Here is a 17,638-nt window from a genome sequence, read left to right as displayed (position 1 = left end):
AAAGATCCTACGGAAAGTCTTCGACTGGGATCAGCGTCCACAGCACAACGCCCCACTGGTCCGCCCACGAGCGCGAACCCGGCGTCCCCGCGCCGGGGTGACCCGACGCGGGGTGGGCCGTGCGGACCGCGTCGGCCGCGCCGTTCGCGGAGATCAGCAGGTAGCGCACGTGGCTGGCGCCCAGGTTGGTGAGGGTGGCCGGGAAGTCGCGGTCCGAGGTGATCACGAACTGCCGGGGGTTCCGGCTGGCGACGATGACGGCGAACGCGTAGGCGGAGTCGGTGATGACGGAGCCCTCGGGTAGCGCCATGGCGTCGAGGTCGCGGGCGACGCGGGTGTTCAGATGGGCCAGTCCCGAGGTACGGGCCGCGCCGGCGTCGGTGAACCACTCCGACTCCTCGCGGGCGAGTCTTGGGCTCTGCAGCGTGGCGACGGTGGACGGCGCCGCGAGCAAGGCGGCGAGGACGGCCGCCGCGGCGGCGACCCGCCGGGCGTGGGTCCGCGCCGGGGTGGCGGTCGTGGTGGCCCGCGCGGCGCCGTCGCGCTGCGCGGAGCGGGTAATCCCGACGAGCAGGGCGGCCAGCGGGGACACGGTGAGGCGCGGGCGCCGTTGCCGGGCCGGGTTGTCCAGCAGTGGAAGACCGGCCAGGGCGGGTGCCGGTCTGTCCGCCGGTGCGGCGAGCAGGATCCCGATGAGCAGGATCGCCAGCGGTACCGCCACGATCTGGAACCGCAGCCAGCCGAACGAGTTCCCGGACAGGAAGGCGAGGTTGCCGAAGGCGAGCACCGCGCCGAGGACCGTGATCGGCGCGAGCATCCGTGGGTCGCGCCGCAGCAGGGCGACTACCGCGGCCACGGCCAGCAGCAGCGGCAGCAGCGGCTGGAGCCCGAGCAACTGCTGGAGGGCGTACACGATCCGGTCGCCGAGCGCGTCGCCGGTGATCGAGTGGATACCGCGCTCGTTGGCCGTGACCTGAGCGGCGTTGCCGTACGCGGAGGAGAATGTGGCGAACCACTGTCCAACGATGATCTTGCTGGCCAGCGCCCAGCCGGCGACGGACAGCGCGACCGGCAGCGCTACCAGTACCGCGTCCGCCTGCGCGGTCGCGTATCGCCATTTCGGCCGGCCGCGGCCACGCCACCAGCTCACCGCGGCCACGACGGCCGGTACCGCCAGGCCGGGGGCGAGCGCCTCGTAGCGGGCCCCGTACGCGAGTCCGAGGCTCAGGCCGAGCGGGACCAGGCGCTCGGCCCGCCCGTCGTCGAACCACCGCAGCAGGGCACGCACCGACAGGACGAGGAAGAACATGAAGCACGCCTCGCTCATGCCGTTGCCCGAGTAGACCAGCATCATCGGGTGCGACGCGAACAGGACGGTCAGCACGATCCGCGGCAGCCGGGAGACCCGCAGGCGGCGGAGGATGTCGTTGCCGGCGGCGACGGTGCCGGCCATGAACAGCGCCGACGAAAGCGCGGCGAGCAGCCCGTCGCGGGTCAGCGCCGGGAGCAGTGACTTCATCGGTAGGACCGGGAGCAACACCAGCGACGGCAGCGGGTTCCACACGAATCCCACCGCGGCCAGGTGCGGGTCCCGGCTGAACAGGATGTAGTAGGCGTTGGCGACCCGGCTGGTCGAGTCGCCGGGAATCAGCCGGCTGTGCCAGAACCACCAGGCGATGGCGAGGTAGCACAGCAGGCTCGCGGCGAAGACGAGCCGGCCTTCGGTGACCCGGATCCTTCGCCGGGTGGCTTCACGAGGCATGGGCCTGCTCCGCGGGCCGGCGCGCGGTGGGCAGGTGCAGACCATGGGTCGTCTTCTCCCAGTACGACGGGTTGAAGACGAGCTGCAGGGCGGCCTTGGCGCCGGCGATGCTCGCCATCGCCCAGTACACCGGCGACAGGAGCGCGGTCAGGAGCAGGTCGGGCCGGCCCATCTGATGGACCGCCAGGACGTTCAGGTAGATCACGACGGCGTTGCCGAACACGAGGCAGACCAGGCCGACGTAGTAGAAGGGCGTGTCGAACAGCAGCTGGACCGTGGGCGGGCGGGCCACGAACCACAGCGCCGTCATGGCCCAGAACACCGTGTTCAGCAACGCGGTGAGGGGGGTGCCGGCGACGAAGAGGTTGAGGCACAGCAGCCCGCGCCAGGTCAGCTGGCGCGCCGACCGCCGCGGCGTGCGCATGTGGATGAGCCAGGTGACCAGGTACCCCTTGTACCACCGGCTGCGCTGCTTGACCCAGTTGATGAAGTCGGAGTTGGCCTCCTCGAGGGTCACCGAGTCGAGCACGCCGACCCGGTGGCCGAGCCGGGCCAGCCGGATGCCGAGGTCGGCGTCCTCGGTGACGTTGTAGGGGTCCCAGGCGCCCAGCTCGCGCAGTGTCCGCATGCGCAGGTGGTTGCTGGTGCCGCCGAGCGGGATCGGCATGCCGAGCGCGACGAGGCCGGGCAGCAGCGACCGGAACCAGGTCGCGTAGTCGAGCGTGAACCACCGGGTGATGCGGTTCTGGTCAGCGTTGAAGTAGCCCAGTTCGGCCTGCAGGCATACGTACTCGGGGCCGAGCCGGTCGAAGGCGACGGCGGCGCGGCGCAGCTGCAGCGGATCCGGCCGGTCCTCGGCGTCGTAGATGGTGACCAGTTCGCCTGTTGCCAGCTGCAGGCCGTAGTTGCATGCCTTCGGCTTGGTCCGCGGGTGAGCCGGCGGCACGGTCACGATCCTGACGTGCGGCCCGGGCAGTACCGCCCGGGCCGCCGCGATGGTTTCCTCGTCGTCGGCCTCGAGCAGCAGCTGGATGTCCAGTTTCTCGACCGGGTACTCCAGCTCGGCGAGGTGCTCCATCAGCATCCCGATCACCTGCGGCTCGTGGTACGCCGGCACGAGCACGGTGTAGACGGGCAGTTCGTGGTCGGGGACCGCGCGGGCGTCCTCGTCGCTCACGCGAACCCGGTGCTCGCGCCGGCTGGCGGCCCAGGTGAGCGCGAGCCGGAAGGTGATCGCCCCCGCGTACAGCACCGTGATGACGGCTATGACGACCTGCAGCGTCACGATCGTCCAGCGCAGCAGCGCCGCGGCCAAGGCGATCGTGACGACGATGAGACAGGTCCGCTGCACCCGTGTCAGCACGATGTGTGCGGACTGGTCCGGCCACAGCTCGCGCAGCCCGTGGATGCTGCGGGTGAGGTGGACGTCGGTCGGTGGCTCTGCTTCGTCGGTGGGGGCGGTCACGGTCGCCCTCCTGCGGTGGTGGCCGGCGTTGGCAAGGAAGTTCTCCGTTTCAGATGGTCGGGTCGCCGGATCAGGCCGGCACGAGGGTCTGGCTGAAGCGGGCCAGCGCGCCGCCGCCGTTTTCGTAGTATTCGACGGTGATGGTGTGCTGGCCGGCCGCGATCGGGATGTCGGCGGTGTAGGTGGTCGGCGAGTGGTCGCTCCATCCGTCGACGATCACGTTCCCGTCGAGCTTGACCCGGATGCCGTCGTCGCCGGTCGCGCTGAACCGGTACGTCCCGGCGCCGAGCTGTGCGGTCCTGGTCCACCGGGCCGAGAAGTGGTCGGCCGGGATGGCCGGGTCCGGTGATCCATCGCCCCAGTCGAAGTCGACCTTCTCGTCCTGGCGGGTCACCGCGGGGACGCCGGCGAGGGTCGGGTTGTCGAAGTACTCGGCGGTGTACCCGTCCTGCGGTATGACGTCGCCGATCCGTTCGTAGTCGAAGCCGACGAGGGCGCCACCGCCGTTCTCGTAGTACTCGATCCGGATGGTGTGGTTGCCGCCGAGCAGGACCTTGTCGACGCTGTACGTCGCGTTCTGGTTCTGCCACATGTCGACCACCGGCACGTTGTCGACGTACACCCGGATGCCGTCGTCGCTGGCGCCGCTGAAGCGGTAGAGGCCCGCGGGCAGGGCATCGGTTCGGGTCCACCGCGCGACGAAGTGGTCGGCGGCGATCACCGGGTCGGGTGAGCCGCCGCCCCAGTCGAAGTTGACGGAGGTGTCCTGGCGCGTCAGGTCGGGCGCGCGGGTGGGGATCGGTGGTGAGTCCGTCGCCGTCGGAGTGTTCCAGAACTCGGCCGTGTAGGCGGAGGGCTGCGGGATGTCGCCGACCTTGAGCCAGGTCAGCCGGGCCACTGCGTCGCCGCCGTTTTCGTAGTAGTCCATCACGATGTTGTGCGGCCCGCTGTCCAGCAGCACGTTCGCGGTGTCGCTCGTCGCGCCCCGGTCGACCCATTTGTCGATGACCCGCACGCCGTCGACGCTGAGCCGCACGCCGTCGTCGGCGGTGGTGGTGAAGTCGTACTCGCCCGCGGTGAAGATCAGGGTGCCCGTCCAGCGCGCGACGAAGTGATCCACGGAGATGCCGTCGGCCGGGGAGCCGGCGCCCCAGTCGTGGTCGATCGTCGTCTCCTGCCGGCTCACGGTCGGCGTGCCGGTCGGCATCGCCGGTGCGGAGCCTGCCCCGGGCGTGTTCCAGTACTGGGCGAGGAACGACTGGGCGGGCTGATCCGTCGTGGTGTCCCAGTCGAGCTTCGCGAGCGCGGCGCCGCCCTCGTCGTAGTACTCCAGCACGATGGTGTGGTTACCCGCGCCGAGGTCGCCGACGTAGTTGTAGGCGGTACCCGACTGGCCGTGCCACTGGTCGATCACGCGCTTGTTGTCGATGTAGAGCCGCACCCCGTCGTCGCTGACCGAGGTGAAGCGGTAGCGTCCCGCGGCGAAGTACTGGGTCTTCGTCCAGCGCACCGAGAAGCCGTCGGCGGGTACCGCGGGGTCCGGCGCGTTTTCGCCCCACACGAAGTTGATCTGCGGGTCCGGCCGGGTGAGCACCGGGGTGCCGGACAGGCTCTTGTTGTCGAAGTACGCGCCGGTGAACGACGGTGAAGGCGCGTACGTCGCGGTGTACGTGGTGTCGGTCTCCGGCGTCGTGATCGTGTGCCGGATGGCTTTGCCGTCCGACCAGCCGGTGAAGTGGTAGACGGTGCCGTCGGCGGCGACCGTGACCGGCGGTGCCGCCAGCTCACGCTGGAAGCCGATCACGCCCTCGACGCTCAGCGGTGTCGCCACCGGGACGCCGTCGAGCATCAGGCCCAGGCCGGCCGGCTCGGTGCGCAGCGTGAGGTGCGACTTGCGGGGATAGATGTTGATCGACTTGCTGGTGGACAGTCCGTTCGTGTCGGTGGCCGTGACGATGATCTCGTACCAGGTGTCGGCCGACGCTTCGCCGGTCGTCGGGATGGTGAACGTCCCCGCCCGGCCCGTCAGCGGCCCGACGAACGGGTGGAAGTGGGTGTGGTGGTGCAGCCGGACCTCGGTCTTGATCGCCGCGTCGTTGAGGTCGAATCCGGCGGCGTCGGTCGCGAACGCGTTGTAGGTGACGGAGTCGCCGGCCCGGTACAGCGCGCCGTCGGCCGGTACCGCGATCGTCACGTTCGGCGGCACGCCGACCTGGATCACGATCGGGTGGGCCGGCACCTGGTCGTGCCCGTCGGAGACGGTCAGCTGGGCCGTGTAGACGCCGATGTTCGAGTACGTCTTGATCGGGTTGGCCTCGGTGCTCGTGGTGCCGTCGCCGAAGTCCCAGTGGTAGGTGAGCGGATCGCCGTCCGGATCGCTGCTGCCCGCGCTGGAGAAGTGCACCTGCAGCGGCTGGAGCCCCTTGGTGACGTCGGAGCCCGCGTTGGCGACCGGCAGGTGCGTGACGGTGTTGTACGTGATGCGCCGCAGCTCGCCCGGGTAGTAGGTGAGGTAGTACAGCGAGCCGTCGGCGGCCTCCTTCAGGTCGACGACGCTGCCGGCAGTGGTGTCGAAGTCGTGCACCGCGGTCACGTTGCCGGCGCCGCCGAGCTCAGCCCGCCGGATGAAGCCCTTCGCGTAGTCGCCGAAGAACAGGTTGCCCTGGTACTCGGCCGGGAACATGGTGCCGTGGTAGATGGGGCCGCCGGTCACCGCGGCGCTCTCGCCGTCATGGTTGTATGCGTAGATCGGGTCGACGAAACCAGCACAGCTGGCGGTGCACATGCCCTCCTTCAACGGCCAGCCGTAGTTGCCGCCCTTGACGATGTGGTTGACCTCCTCCCAGGTGAAGTCACCCACGTCGCCGCCGTAGAGCTGCCCGGTGGCGCTGTCGAACTGGAAGCGCCACGGGTTGCGGAACCCGTACGCCCAGATCGCGTCGAACTTGCCCGGCTGACCGTAGAAAGGATTGTCGGCCGGAATCGAGCCGTCCTTGTTGATCCGCAGGATCTTGCCGTGCGGGTTGGTCAGGTCCTGGGCGTTGCTCGAATACCCGTTGTCACCGACCGCGAAGTACAGCTTGCCGTCCGGCCCGAACCGGATGCTGCCGCCCACGTGCAGGTGCTGCGAGAGCGACTGCGTCTGGAAGATCGTGTACGGCCCGTCCGCACCCACGTCCGTGGACGCGTCGAAACGCACCAGATGGTTCAGCAGGTCCAGCCCCGTGTAATAGAAGTAGACATAGTGGTTGGAAACCCCGAAATCCGGGTCGAAGGCGATGCCGATCAGGCCCCGATCGCCCGTGCCTTCAGACGGAAGATCGGCGAACGGCTGCGCCAGGAGCTGCCCGTTCTTGAAGATTTTGATTTTTCCGGTGCGTTCAAGGATGAAGATCCGGCCGTCCGGCGCGATCTCAAAACCGGACGGGCCGTCCAGACCTGACCCGACGACCAGCGAGGTCTGAAAGCCGGTCGGTGGAGCGGCCTTCGCTGGAGCCGCGACGAGCAGGAAGCCCATCGCAATGCACGCGACGACAAAAAGGGCTCGAGCCTTCACAGTTTTCCGCATAGATGCATGGTCATTGATCAATATGATTCACGCATCACCCGCCCGGGCGACAAGCCGCCGGTCAGCGCCGGCCCAGGATGGAGCCGACGACCGGTGGCGCGGAAGCCGGCAGCGTGAAGCCGCCCAGGCCGACCGCGATCAACGCCAGCGCGGCCACGGCCAGGCGCCCGCGGGGGACGTAGTGGCGTTTGCCGGCTTGCGGCGTGGCGACCGTTCGCGACCACCGCCACACGAAGACCGCGATCGTGGCCGCCAGCACCGCGTCGAGCGCGCCCGTGACGGTAACCGCCCGGAACGCGTCCGGACCGAACAGCCGGCCGACCAACAGTGCGCAGGCGAGGCCGATGATCGCCGTGGCGATCACCGCGGCCACCGCGACCAGCGCCCGGGTCAGCAGGCGCCGGGTCATGCCGAAGCAACACAGCCCGGCCAGCAGCAGGCTCAGCACCGCGCTCAGCAACGCGACCGCCGGGGTCGCCGACGCGGGCAGGACCAGCTGCTGCCCGGCGTACCGGACGGACAGCGACGCCTCGTCGAGCCGGTCGGCGAACGGTGCGCTGACCAGCGCCGCGCCGTTGACCAGCACCCAGTGCCCAGCGTGTTGCATCGCCGGTGTGGGTGTACCGGCCGCCACCAACGGGAGCAACAGCGCCGAGCGCAGCCGGAAGGCGGCCCGGGTGCCCAGCAGCAGCACGACGGCGGCGGCGAGGTAGGCGACCGCGGCCAGGAGCAGCCAGGTCGGTGCGGTCGCGCCGTCCGGCGCGAGCCCGGTCAGGGCCGCCGCCGACACCAGCAGACCCGTCGCGATCAGGCCGTCCACCTGGCGGTCGTGGACGTCCGGCTCCGCGGCGGGCGGCCTGAGCCGGCCCGCCAGCAGCGCAGCGGCCACCGCCAGCGGAACGAACAGCGGCACGTCCGGCCCCCGGCTGCGCAGGTCCGCCCAGACCTGCGCCGCCGTGGCCGGGAACGCCGCCGCGGTGAGCAGGCACGCGAGCACCACCCGGGTCCGCACCGACCGGCGCACGGCGACGACCAGCCGCCCGAGGGCCTCGACGCCCGTCCGGTTCCGCACGCCGTAGATCCAGCGGCTCACGGCGACGTACCGGACGACGAAGACAACGACGATCGCCGCCACGTTGGCGGGCAGGTAGTGCAGGCGCAAGCCCTGCACCAGTACCGCGAGCACCGCGAGATGCACCGGCAGCAGCGCGTTGTTGAGCAGCCAGAAGCGCCCGAGCCGGCGAGCGAAGCCCCGCTCGACGTCCGGCATCACGAGACGGTCGATCAGGGCGAAGTTCCACAGGACGGCGGCCTGCGTGGACAGGATCGCGGCCGCGAGGTACGGCACCGCCAGCCAGGCGGCGAGCAACCACAGCAACGCCGAATTCACGACCATGCCGGATGCTCCCGCCGCAGCGAAGCTCGCCATCCGCGCCAGCCGGGACGACGGACGGGTCGGCATCCGCAGACGCAGCCCGGCCAGATGCCGGGCGAAGCGGACGCCCTCACGCACGGACGCCTTGCTCGCCCCGGCCAGCCGCGGCTGGAAGTCGTACGGGACCTCGACGATCCGCTCGATCCGGCTGCGGACGATGATCTCCAGCAGGATCTTGAATCCGTCCGGACGAAGTTGCGGGTCGACCGCTGCCCGCCGTACGGCGAAGAAACCGCTCATCGGGTCGGTGATCTGCCGCAGCCGGCGCGGGAAGGCCAGCCGGGCGAGATGGCCCGACATCCGCGACACCAGGCGCCGGACGGGGCCGCCGAGGCCGCCGGCATCGCCCGAGCCGTGGTAGCGGGTGGCCACCACGGCATCCGCGTCGCCCGTCTCCGCGGCCTCGATGATCGCGGGCACAGCCTCGGGCGGGTGCTGCAGGTCGCCGTCCATCACGATCACCCAGGGCGCCCGGGCGGCGGCGATGCCGGCCACCACCGCCCCGCCCAGACCGCCGTCGCGCTGCCCGGCCGGGCGGTGCAGGAGGCGGACCCGGTCGCCCCGGCCCGCGCCGGCGGCCCGGACCGCGTCCGGGGTGTCGTCGTCGCTGTCGTCGACGAAGATGCACTCCGCGGGCACGTCGCCCAGCGCCGCGTCGAGCCGGCCGACAATCGGCGCCACGTTGGCTGACTCGTTGCGGGTCGGGATCACGATGGTCAGCCGGGGTACGGGAATCTCAACCGTATCGTTCAGATCATTCGATATTGTGTCCGGCGTCGGCGCCCCGACCTGTGCAGACATGCTCACCAGCCCAGCCGCCGACCAGGACGAAACCGGTGGATCGCTACAAGATTGAAATGCACCATGATGTCGATTTCGAGGATGGTCGCACACGCGTTGCAGCCAAATGACTTGACGTTTTTGATATCAGCCAAGACCGATCTCCGGAGGTAGTGGCACAGCATGGCGAATCGCCGCCAACCGGGCGACGAAGAGGGGTAGGTTCGCGAGTATTTGGTGGAGGCCGGGCAGGATTCTGCTGACGTGCGGTCGTTTCAGCAGTACACCCGCAGCCCGTGATGCCGTTCAGCGGAAACGGTTGTCAAGGCCCGCCAGAGATTCGCCGGCCATGTCCGATTCACGATTGTTCGCCTTGCCCAGAAAGGTAGCCGCAGCCCGAATTGATCAACTCGGCTCGGTCAAATCATGCAATTGAGCCAGGGCTGCCGCGATGAACAATATGTAGCCCTGGCGGGGGTGCCCGGTTCGCTAGAACATCAGGACTGTGATCCACATCACAAAGCTGGCTCTGATGTTTCGTTCGCAATTCCTGTTGTCAGCGAAGGCGATCGGCCCGCGGCGACCGTTTCGCCGGCAGTTGGGGGCGGGCTCCGTACGAGTGACACCCCAGATGACCGTGGCATGGCTCGAGGCCGGCGGCAGGTGGGCCGGTGCCTGGACGGGGCCGATGAGAGCCGGCCATCACCGCAAGCAAGGGCCGAAGGTCATCCGGAACCTCATCTCGCCTCAACGGGCCTGCCGATGACGCCGGTGCTCTGACCCGACTTCGGTTGGTGTACGCCGGGATGCCGGGTACGATCATCGCCGGCGTCCGTCCGCGCCCAACCTCCGCCCGACCCGCCCCAGCCGGGTCGCCCCGGGAGGCAAAGGGAGGCCCACCTCTCGGCCGGGGCCCAATGTTGTCGATCGCGCCCGCCATACCGGTCGCTGGGGATCCGTGGACGGGCCGCGGGAGATGACGATGACCAGGCAGGCTGACTTCAAACGACGGGTCCGCGCCCGGATGGCCAAGACCGGCGAGTCGTATGCGACCGCCCGCAGCCAGCTCCTCGCCGAACGGCCCGGCACGGCGGCCGCCGTCCATGCCGACGATTGGATAACGGCGGCGTTGCACGTGAGCAACGGCGACGCCACGGATGTGCCCGGGACCGGTCTCGCCGAGCGCGTGCTGTACTGGCGCGACGTGCTGCACGAAGGACCGGTGCCCGCGATGGGGGCTGAGGAGCTTGGCCGGATCAGAGCCGACTTCCTCCGTCAGGCCGGCTGTGACGACGCAGCCGAGGGCACCGGGATGTTCGCCGAGCGGGACCGTGTCCTGGCGGCCGGTGCCGACGGTGAGTACGTGCTGTGGTTCGAGGCGGATCTGTACGACCAGCTTCAGATCATCCAGATCCTCGACCGCCTCGCCGGCCTTGGCGTGCCGGCGCAGCGCATCACGTTGATCTGTATCGGCGAGCATGCGGGTATCGCCCGTTTCGGTGGTCTCGGCGAGCTGACGGCAACGCAATTACGCGAACTGCCCGGCACGAATGCGTGTATCCGGCTGACCCCCGCCGCGCTGAAACTCGCCTCCCGGGCCTGGGCCGCCTTCCGGGCGCCAACTCCGGACGGTCTGCGCACCATCGCCGATACCCGCTCCGGTGAGCTGCGATTTCTGGGCGAGGCGTTCGACCGGCTCAGCCGCGAGTATCCAGCCACCCGCGACGGGTTGTCGCTGACCGAACGGCGGATCTTGGCCGCTGTCGCCGACGGCGCGCCCGATGCCGCGACGGCGTTCGTGCGCGCCGGAGCGCGGGAGACACGTCCGTACCTCGGCGACCGCTGGTGCTTCGCGATGATGGACCGCATGGCGCACGCCCGGGTCCCGCTGCTTGACGCAGAGCCGGCGGACCGTCCGGTCGACCGCGGGACCCGTCTGCGCCTGACCGACAGCGGAGTACGGGTGCTCGCCGGTGTGGCCGACCACGTGTCACTCAACGGCATCGACCGGTGGATCGGCGGGGTGCACCTGCGCGGGCGTGACGTGTCCTGGCGCTGGGACGACGGGACCGAAACCCTCGTCGACGTGACCGAGGAGACGCGGGAGCCTCACCAAGCCACGTCATAATCCGACGATCGCGCACGCCAGCCGCGCCGATTTCGACGCCGCGCGGAGCGGCCTGGCGCTGGCCGCCGACCCGGCCCGGTGGCGCTACGGCTACGACCTGGCCACCGAGGTACACCTCAAATCGGGTTCGCTCTACCCGATCCTCGTCCGGCTGGCCGACCGCGGCCTGCTGGAGACGTCCTGGGAGCCGAGCGTCGGCAGCCGGCCGCCCCGGCACCTCTACCGCCTGACCGGCGCCGGCCGCGAATTCGTGGCCGCGCTGACCGCCGCACGCCGCGACCGTGGCGCCGCGCACCCCCGTCGCCGCTTGAGTGAGGCGTGATGCCGTTCTTCATCGTGTTCCTGGTGACGCCGATCGCCGTGGCGATCGCGCTGTACCGCCGCAACCCCCGCCGCTTCCTGGACGGCCCGACCGAGGACGCGCCGCTGCGACTGCTGCGCTGGGCGGTCAGCCTGCTGTCCCCGCAGCGGGCCGAATGGGGCCAGGCCATGCTCGGCGAACTCGCCCACCTCGACGGCCGATGGCGGCGGATGCGCTTCGCGTTCGGCTGCACCGGCGCCGCGCTGACCCTGCCCCCATGGGGCCGAGCCGCCGCCGGCCTCTGGGCGATGATCGGGGTCACCGCGGCCAGCCTCGCCCTCCACGCCGGCCTGACCGTCGACTACCGGCTCGGCGCCGGCGACTGGATCGCGCTCGCGGTCGTCGGGACCATCTGCGTCGGGTACCTGCTCGGTGCCAGCGCGCTGCTGCGCCGGCCCGGTGTCGCGCTGCCCGGCCTGCTGGGCGGCGGGTTCGCGACCCTGGTCGGGCTGGGGCTGTCCGGGTTCACCGCGGTCGACCAGGTCAGCTTCATCCCGAAGCCCTGGCAGCAGTGGGTGACCGTGATCGCCGTGCCCGCCGTCATCGGCGCCGCCGGCACCTTGTGGCGGCGTGACCCGGCCGCGGGCCGCCGCGTCGCCCGCCTGGCCGCTCTCAGCGCCGGGCTGCTGAGACTGCTGTACGCCACCGTCGCGGTCGCCGTCCTCGGCGGCGGCGGACCACCCGATCAGGACGGCGGCTTCACCGTCCGCGGCACGGTCAGCGACCGCCTCACCAACAACATCGTCGACCTCGCGGTCGGCACGCTGATCATCGCGATGGTCGGCTGGGCCGCCGCCGCCCTCGCCGGCTACCTGGTACGCCGTACCCGCACACCGGCCGTCGACCCGGTACAGGAGGTGTGAACCCCATGACCACATCAGACCCGGCAAGCCGGCCGACGCCGGCACCACGCCGACGCCGCGCCGACGCCGCGCCGTACGCCTCACCCTGATTGTCCTCGGCATCGCAGTCCTGACAGCGCTCGCCGCCGGCCTCCAACTCAGCAGCCGCTGAGCCACACACGACATGCCCGGGGGTGGAGTGGGGGGCGTGCCCGCGGGCTACGCCCCCCACTTCGAGGGTTGGTGATTAATGGGATTTGGTGGCGAGGTGGAAGGTGGTTACCACTGCGGCGTGGTCGCTGGGCCAGGAGTTGGCTGACGGGTCGCTCGCCGACGGGCGGCCGACGTAGAGGGTGTCGGAGGAGATCAGTTCCAGGCCGCCGGAGGCGGTGTAGTCGACGTAGTCGATCCGGTCCTGCGGCTCCGGCTTCCCGTTGGCGTTGGTGTTGACGACCGGCGACCAGGTGATGCCGGGCTTGGCGCTCGGGTCCGGGTTCGCGGTCCGGTAGGAGTCCAGCAGGCCCGCCGCGCGGAACACAGCCGGAACCGGCCAGTCGACCGCACCCGCCTTGCAGTGGGACGCCGACGTGGCGGTGGTCCAGTCGGTCCCGGACGGTGACGCCAGGTCGCCGAGCAGGACGAGCGGCGTACCCGACCGGAGGTCGGCGGCCATGGCCTTGGCGACCGCCTGCGCCTGGGCGTACCGGGTCGTCGAGGTCTCCTTGGCGACTACGGACGCGACGTCGGCGCCGTCGAAGCAGGTGCCGTACGGACCGTAGTTCGACTCGTCGAGGTGGACGTCCCAGATCCGTACCGGCTTGCCGCCGACGCTGACCGTCTCCGCGGCAGCCGGAGCCGACGCGGTCGGGAAGACTGTCGTCGTACCGGGCGTCATCGGGTACGACGACACGATGCCGAGATCGCCGATTCCGTGCACGGACCATCCCAGGGCGGCGCTGACGGACTGCGCCATCGCATAGCCGCCGTCCTGGAAGCCGATGACTCCGACACCGCGAGCGGCGATGACAGCGAGGTTCTTGCCAACCGCATCAGTGACCTTGCTGCCCGCGTTCCAGGCGTTCCACGTCGCCGCCTTGAAGTCCGGCGACGTGTTGGGGGCCGCGACCGGCACCTCGACCAGGATCGTCGAGGTCGTACCGCCGCTCGTGGCCGAGACCGTGATCTCCGCGGCATTCTTCTGCTTGCGGTCCGGCGCGGTTCCGGTGACGGTGCCGTCGGCGGTCACGTCGAGCCACGCATCACCCGAGACCTTGGTGAACGAGGTCGGCGCCGCGCCGTTCCACAAGCCCAGCAGCGGCTGGCTGACGGCCCCGAGGGTGGGCACCGCCGGAACCTTGAACGTATCGGTGACGAAGCCCTTGGGCAGGCTCGGCCAGTTGCCGGGCTGAACCGAGAGCTTGACCCACTGGGCGTACAGCGTGACGACTCCGCTGTTCTCGGTGGTCAGGTTCTTCACCGATGCCAGGTCGCCGTACACGACCGCTCCGGTCCGAGTCGTGCTCCAGCCGGCGAAGCGGTAGTTGTCCCGGACGAAACCGTTGGGCGCCAGCGCGGCCTCGGTGTCGTAGGTGAAGGTACCGGCGTCCGTCGTACCGGCCTCAGCGCCGTTGCCGTCGAAGACGACCTTGTACAGGTTGGCGGCGAAACGCGGCACGACCACGACATCGGCCGTCGGCATGGTGAGGCGGCCCGCAGCGTCGACGGTGAGGCCGGACGGCGTCGACACCTGCCAGTCGTTGAAGTGGTAGCCGGTCGCGGCCGATGGCGTGAGCTGGACGGAGTCACCGGGTGCGGCCGAGCGGACCGACGGCGTACCGCTTCCGTGGTCGGCGTCACCGATCGACACGAGGTACTGCCCGTGTGCGCGCCAGCGGGCGTACAGCGTGATCGACGCACCATCGGTCGGGACGCGGTCGGTGAAGTCAGCGCCGTCGGCGTAGACGACCGGCCCGGCGGGGCTGGTGGCCCAGCCGGCGAAGTCGGAGCCGCTCAGGGCGTAGCCGTTGGCCCGCAGCGGCGCGGCGACCTCGTACTGGACCGGCTGGTCGGCCATCGTCCCGCCGTCGGCGCCGTTGCCGTCGAAGTGCACGGTCGCCGAGTCAGGAACGAACTTGGCCTCCACGGCCACCGCCGCGTTCGGCATGGTGAAGGTGCCGTCAGCCGCGATCGTCAGGTCGCTCGGGCTGGTCGCGTGCCAACCGGCGAACTTGTAGCCGCTGTCAGGTGTCGCGGTCAGCGTGACCTTGTCGCCCGGCGTCACCGCGCTGGACGATGCCGAGGCGGTGCCGTGGCCGGAGGACGTCACGCTCACCGTGTTGGTCGCGTAGACGATGTTGATGATGAGGGGCGATCCGATGATCGTGTACCCGTCGTTGTAGAGCAGACAGACAGCGTACGACCCGACGGTCATGCCGGTGAAGGTCAGCGTGCCGCCGGCGACGGGTGACGAACCGGCCGGCGGGTAGTTGTGCGTACCGGTCTGGGTGTACTGCCAGTACGTCGATCCCGCGCCGCAGGACGTCTTGCCGCGGTACCAGCCGACCCAGTTGCTCGTGCTCAGCTGATTGCCGGGCGCCTGGTAGGAAAGGGATACCGGCGTACCCACCACGGCGGTCGTCTGCGCCGTGGCGAGCGGGGAGCTCACCACGGTCATGGTGATCTTCGAGCCGATGACCGTGTAGCCGTCGTTGTAGAGGAAGTAGACCTCGTAGGTTCCCGCAGCCACGCCCGGGAACTGGAGGCTGCCGCTGGCGATCGCCGTACCAGGCACGGTCTGGCTGTTGGTCGCCGTGTAGACCCAGTACGTCGACCCGACCTGGCCCGGCGTCTGACCGGGCTTGTAGAAGCCGATCCAGTTGGTGGGCGAGACCCGGTCGGCGGGCGCGGAGTAGCTGAAGGTGATCGGGGCACCGGCGGCCACAGTCGTGGTCGGGGTGCTCAGGGGTGCCGTGGCGGCCGGCGCGGCCGACGCCGTGACCAGAAGCGTGACGAGGAGCGCGACCAGCGCCGTCATCGCGGCGGCGACGCGGGTGCGAGGCATACGGATCATCGGGACTCAGCCCTTTCTGATCGTCGCGACGCGGCCGGCGTACCGCTGGGTCCAGCCGGTGCCGGTGTCAGCGGTGATGACGAGGTCGTAGTACCCGTCCTTCGTCGGCCAGGGGACGACCTTGGACTTGCCGCCATCGAGGTGAACGACCTGGGTGCCGCCGAGGTAGTCGTGCGCGCTCAGCTCGTAGCGCACCGGCTCGGTGCCGTCGTTGTGCAGCGTGACCTTGACCTTGCCCTCCTGGCCGTTCTCGGCCATCTTCAGCTCGACGTCGACCCGCGGGATGCCGAGGTCCTGCTGTCCCGCGGGCACGAGCTGTCCGGCGAAGGAGCGTACGAATCCGTCGTTGCAGTAGATCGAGAACGCGTACTTGCCGTCGGTGGCCGAGCTGTCCCAGGTGTACTCGCGCGGCGCGCTCGCACTGACGGTGAACGGCGTACTGGAGAACGCCCGGTACTTGTCCGGGAAGGCCTGGAAGCTCACGGCCTTGCCGCCGGGACCGCCGGCCAGCGTCATGGTGGCGGTGACCTTGCCCGTGACCCGGTCCTCGGACAGCGTGGCGTGCGGGTGGAACGAGAGCGGCCGCGGCTTCATGCGGCCGGCCGGGACCGACACCGGCTGCTCGTCGGCCGGATTCGGGAAGGTCACCGGGCCGACCTGCGGGTGTGCGAAGTCGAGCGCGCTGGTCAGGTCGCCGGCGATCGAACGCCGCCACTCGGTGATGTTGGGGCAGGTGAAGGGCTTGCCGAGGTAGGCGGCCCACTTCTCCAGGAACTTGATCGACGAGACGTGGTCGAAGACCTCCGAGGCGACATAGCCGCCGCGGGTCCACGGCGAGACGAGCAGCATCGGCACGCGCGGACCGAGGCCGAGCGGGTAGGAGCCGGCGTACTCGCCCGCCGTGCCCGCCTCAGGCCACGGCGGCAGCACGTGGTCGAACTTCCCGTCGTTCTCGTCGTAGTTGAGGATGAAGAGCGTGTGGTTCCAGATCTCGGGGTTGCCCTGCAGGATGTCCATCACCCGCTTGACGTAGCGCTCGCCGTGCAGGGTGTCGGCGGCCGGGTGCTCACTCCAGCCGTACGGCGCCACGATCCAGGAGACCGCGGGCAGCGGGAACTCCGCACCCGGCTGACACGCGTCATGGAAGTCCTTCAGGACGACGTCGAGGTTCTGCTCGGAGTCGTCGTTCGGCGAGGACATGCCGGAGTAGTACGTGCAGTTGCCGCGCCAGATCAGGCCGGTGCCGGGCCGCAGCTTCGGGTCGTCGGGGCTGAGCCCCTTCGGGTCGAACCCCTTGAAGTACTTCAGCTCGTTGTCGCCGTAGTCGCCGACCCAGCTGCTGACGTAGCCCTGCCGCCCGTTGCCGCTGTTGTCCGAGTAGAGGCGCCAGTCGATACCGACCTCCTGGAGCTGCTCCGGCACGGTGATCCACGGACGGCTGTAGTTGGACTCGTCCGTGTTGCCGGTCTCGCTGTTGGCGGTACCACTCCACAGGTACTTGCGGTTGGGGTCGGTCGGCCCGAACTCGGAGCAGAAGTTCTGGTCGCAGATCGTGTACTGCGCGGCCATCGAGTGGTAGAAGCTCATGTAGCCGCCGGAGTGGTAGTTCATGCAGCTGCCGCCGTTGTGCCGCACCCACAGGTCCCACTTGCGGTGCTCGACGTCACCCCACGCCCCGTGGTCGTTGCCCCAGGGACCGTCGTCGACCTTGGGCGTGACGATCTTCCCGGCGCTGTCCTTCTGCTGGAAGACGTTCGTGCCGTCCTGGAAGGTGAGCGCCTGCTTGTCGCCGAAGCCGCGGACGCCGGGGAACTGGCCGAAGTAGTGGTCGAAGGACCGGTTCTCCTGCATCAGGATCACGACGTGCTTGAGGTCGGACATGTCGCCGTGGAAGCCCGTGGGCAGGACATACTTGTCCGAGGTGTCGGCGAATGCCCGGCTTGCCGGCCTGGCGAGCCCGCCGAGGGCCAGGGCGCCGGCGGCGAAGCCCGCGCCCTGCAGGACACGGCGCCGGGTGACGCCGGTGACGTGCCCGGCGCTGTCGCCTGGCGCAGGCTCAGGTGAAGGGATGGTTCCGCCGGTGGCCATCGATGGGGTCTCCTCTGGACGGACAGAAAGGGATCTTGGCGACGTTCACGCAATCAATCGGACCGAAACACCAGCTGAACACGGTCGGACCGGCTCGTTCACACCCCATGTCACCCCGACGCGGGACCAATCACCCGAA

At 69.7% G+C, this 17,638-nt stretch carries 9 protein-coding genes; 3 read left to right on the top strand and 6 right to left on the bottom strand.

Going from position 1 to position 17,638, the window contains the following annotated elements; genetic code table 11:
• Window positions 1-7: 7 nt before the first annotated feature.
• The 4 genes from ACQPY0_RS24820 to ACQPY0_RS24805 all read right to left on the bottom strand — a co-directional run bounded on the left by ACQPY0_RS24820 (window position 8) and on the right by ACQPY0_RS24805 (window position 8,911).
• A complete protein-coding gene (locus ACQPY0_RS24820) occupies window positions 8-1,762 on the bottom strand; it encodes a phospholipid carrier-dependent glycosyltransferase (protein ID WP_432993166.1) in 1,755 nt (584 codons plus the stop codon).
• Window positions 1,752-3,227 carry a glycosyltransferase family 2 protein gene (locus ACQPY0_RS24815; protein WP_432993163.1) on the bottom strand — a complete coding sequence of 492 codons (1,476 nt, stop codon included), beginning with the start codon at window positions 3,225-3,227 and terminating at the stop codon, window positions 1,752-1,754. Before ACQPY0_RS24815 ends, ACQPY0_RS24820 begins: the two co-directional genes overlap by 11 nt.
• Window positions 3,228-3,297: 70 nt before the next feature.
• Window positions 3,298-6,795: a PA14 domain-containing protein gene (locus tag ACQPY0_RS24810; RefSeq protein ID WP_432993160.1), complete on the bottom strand. Its 3,498-nt coding sequence runs from the start codon at window positions 6,793-6,795 to the stop codon at window positions 3,298-3,300.
• 61 nt (window positions 6,796-6,856) lie between these two features.
• The gene (locus ACQPY0_RS24805; RefSeq protein ID WP_432993157.1) at window positions 6,857-8,911 is read right to left on the bottom strand and encodes a glycosyltransferase; all 2,055 of its coding nucleotides are present in this window, start codon (window positions 8,909-8,911) and stop codon (window positions 6,857-6,859) included.
• Between the two features lie 1,081 nt (window positions 8,912-9,992).
• Here ACQPY0_RS24805 and ACQPY0_RS24800 point away from each other — a divergent pair.
• From ACQPY0_RS24800 to ACQPY0_RS24790, 3 genes are read left to right on the top strand one after another with little or no spacing between them, the layout of a single operon-like run.
• Complete coding sequence (locus ACQPY0_RS24800; protein ID WP_432993154.1) at window positions 9,993-11,138, top strand: hypothetical protein; 1,146 nt, start codon at window positions 9,993-9,995, stop codon at window positions 11,136-11,138.
• A gap of 7 nt (window positions 11,139-11,145) precedes the next feature.
• Window positions 11,146-11,460 (top strand): PadR family transcriptional regulator, encoded by a 315-nt coding sequence (locus ACQPY0_RS24795; protein WP_432995380.1) that lies wholly within the window; start codon window positions 11,146-11,148, stop codon window positions 11,458-11,460.
• Entirely contained in the window at window positions 11,460-12,362 is a 903-nt protein-coding gene (locus ACQPY0_RS24790) for a hypothetical protein (RefSeq protein WP_432993151.1), read from the top strand. The genes ACQPY0_RS24795 and ACQPY0_RS24790 overlap by 1 nt, the downstream gene beginning before the upstream one ends.
• A 226-nt stretch (window positions 12,363-12,588) precedes the next feature.
• On the opposite strand, the gene ACQPY0_RS24785 is transcribed toward ACQPY0_RS24790, so the two are convergent.
• Together ACQPY0_RS24785 and ACQPY0_RS24780 are read right to left on the bottom strand one after the other, a co-directional pair.
• Window positions 12,589-15,411, bottom strand: a complete 2,823-nt coding sequence (locus tag ACQPY0_RS24785; RefSeq protein WP_432993148.1) for an InlB B-repeat-containing protein — start codon at window positions 15,409-15,411, stop codon at window positions 12,589-12,591.
• Window positions 15,412-15,417: 6 nt separating this feature from the next.
• On the bottom strand, window positions 15,418-17,499 hold the full coding sequence (locus ACQPY0_RS24780) for an alkaline phosphatase family protein (protein ID WP_432993145.1): 2,082 nt from the start codon (window positions 17,497-17,499) through the stop codon (window positions 15,418-15,420).
• Window positions 17,500-17,638 lie beyond the last annotated feature (139 nt).

This window comes from Dactylosporangium sp. CA-233914 (assembly GCF_050942935.1).
In the GTDB taxonomy this organism is placed as follows: domain Bacteria; phylum Actinomycetota; class Actinomycetes; order Mycobacteriales; family Micromonosporaceae; genus Dactylosporangium.
The sequence above is the reverse complement of the archived record's forward strand: the minus strand, read 5'-3'. Positions and strand labels throughout refer to the sequence as shown.

Coding starts and splice junctions, on each gene's coding strand:
- ACQPY0_RS24820 (WP_432993166.1), bottom strand. CDS start 1,762: ATGCCTCGTGAAGCCACCCGGCGAAGGATCCGGGTCACCGAAGGCCGG.
- ACQPY0_RS24810 (WP_432993160.1), bottom strand. CDS start 6,795: ATGCGGAAAACTGTGAAGGCTCGAGCCCTTTTTGTCGTCGCGTGCATT.
- ACQPY0_RS24800 (WP_432993154.1), top strand. CDS start 9,993: ATGACCAGGCAGGCTGACTTCAAACGACGGGTCCGCGCCCGGATGGCC.
- ACQPY0_RS24790 (WP_432993151.1), top strand. CDS start 11,460: ATGCCGTTCTTCATCGTGTTCCTGGTGACGCCGATCGCCGTGGCGATC.
- ACQPY0_RS24785 (WP_432993148.1), bottom strand. CDS start 15,411: ATGATCCGTATGCCTCGCACCCGCGTCGCCGCCGCGATGACGGCGCTG.
- ACQPY0_RS24780 (WP_432993145.1), bottom strand. CDS start 17,499: ATGGCCACCGGCGGAACCATCCCTTCACCTGAGCCTGCGCCAGGCGAC.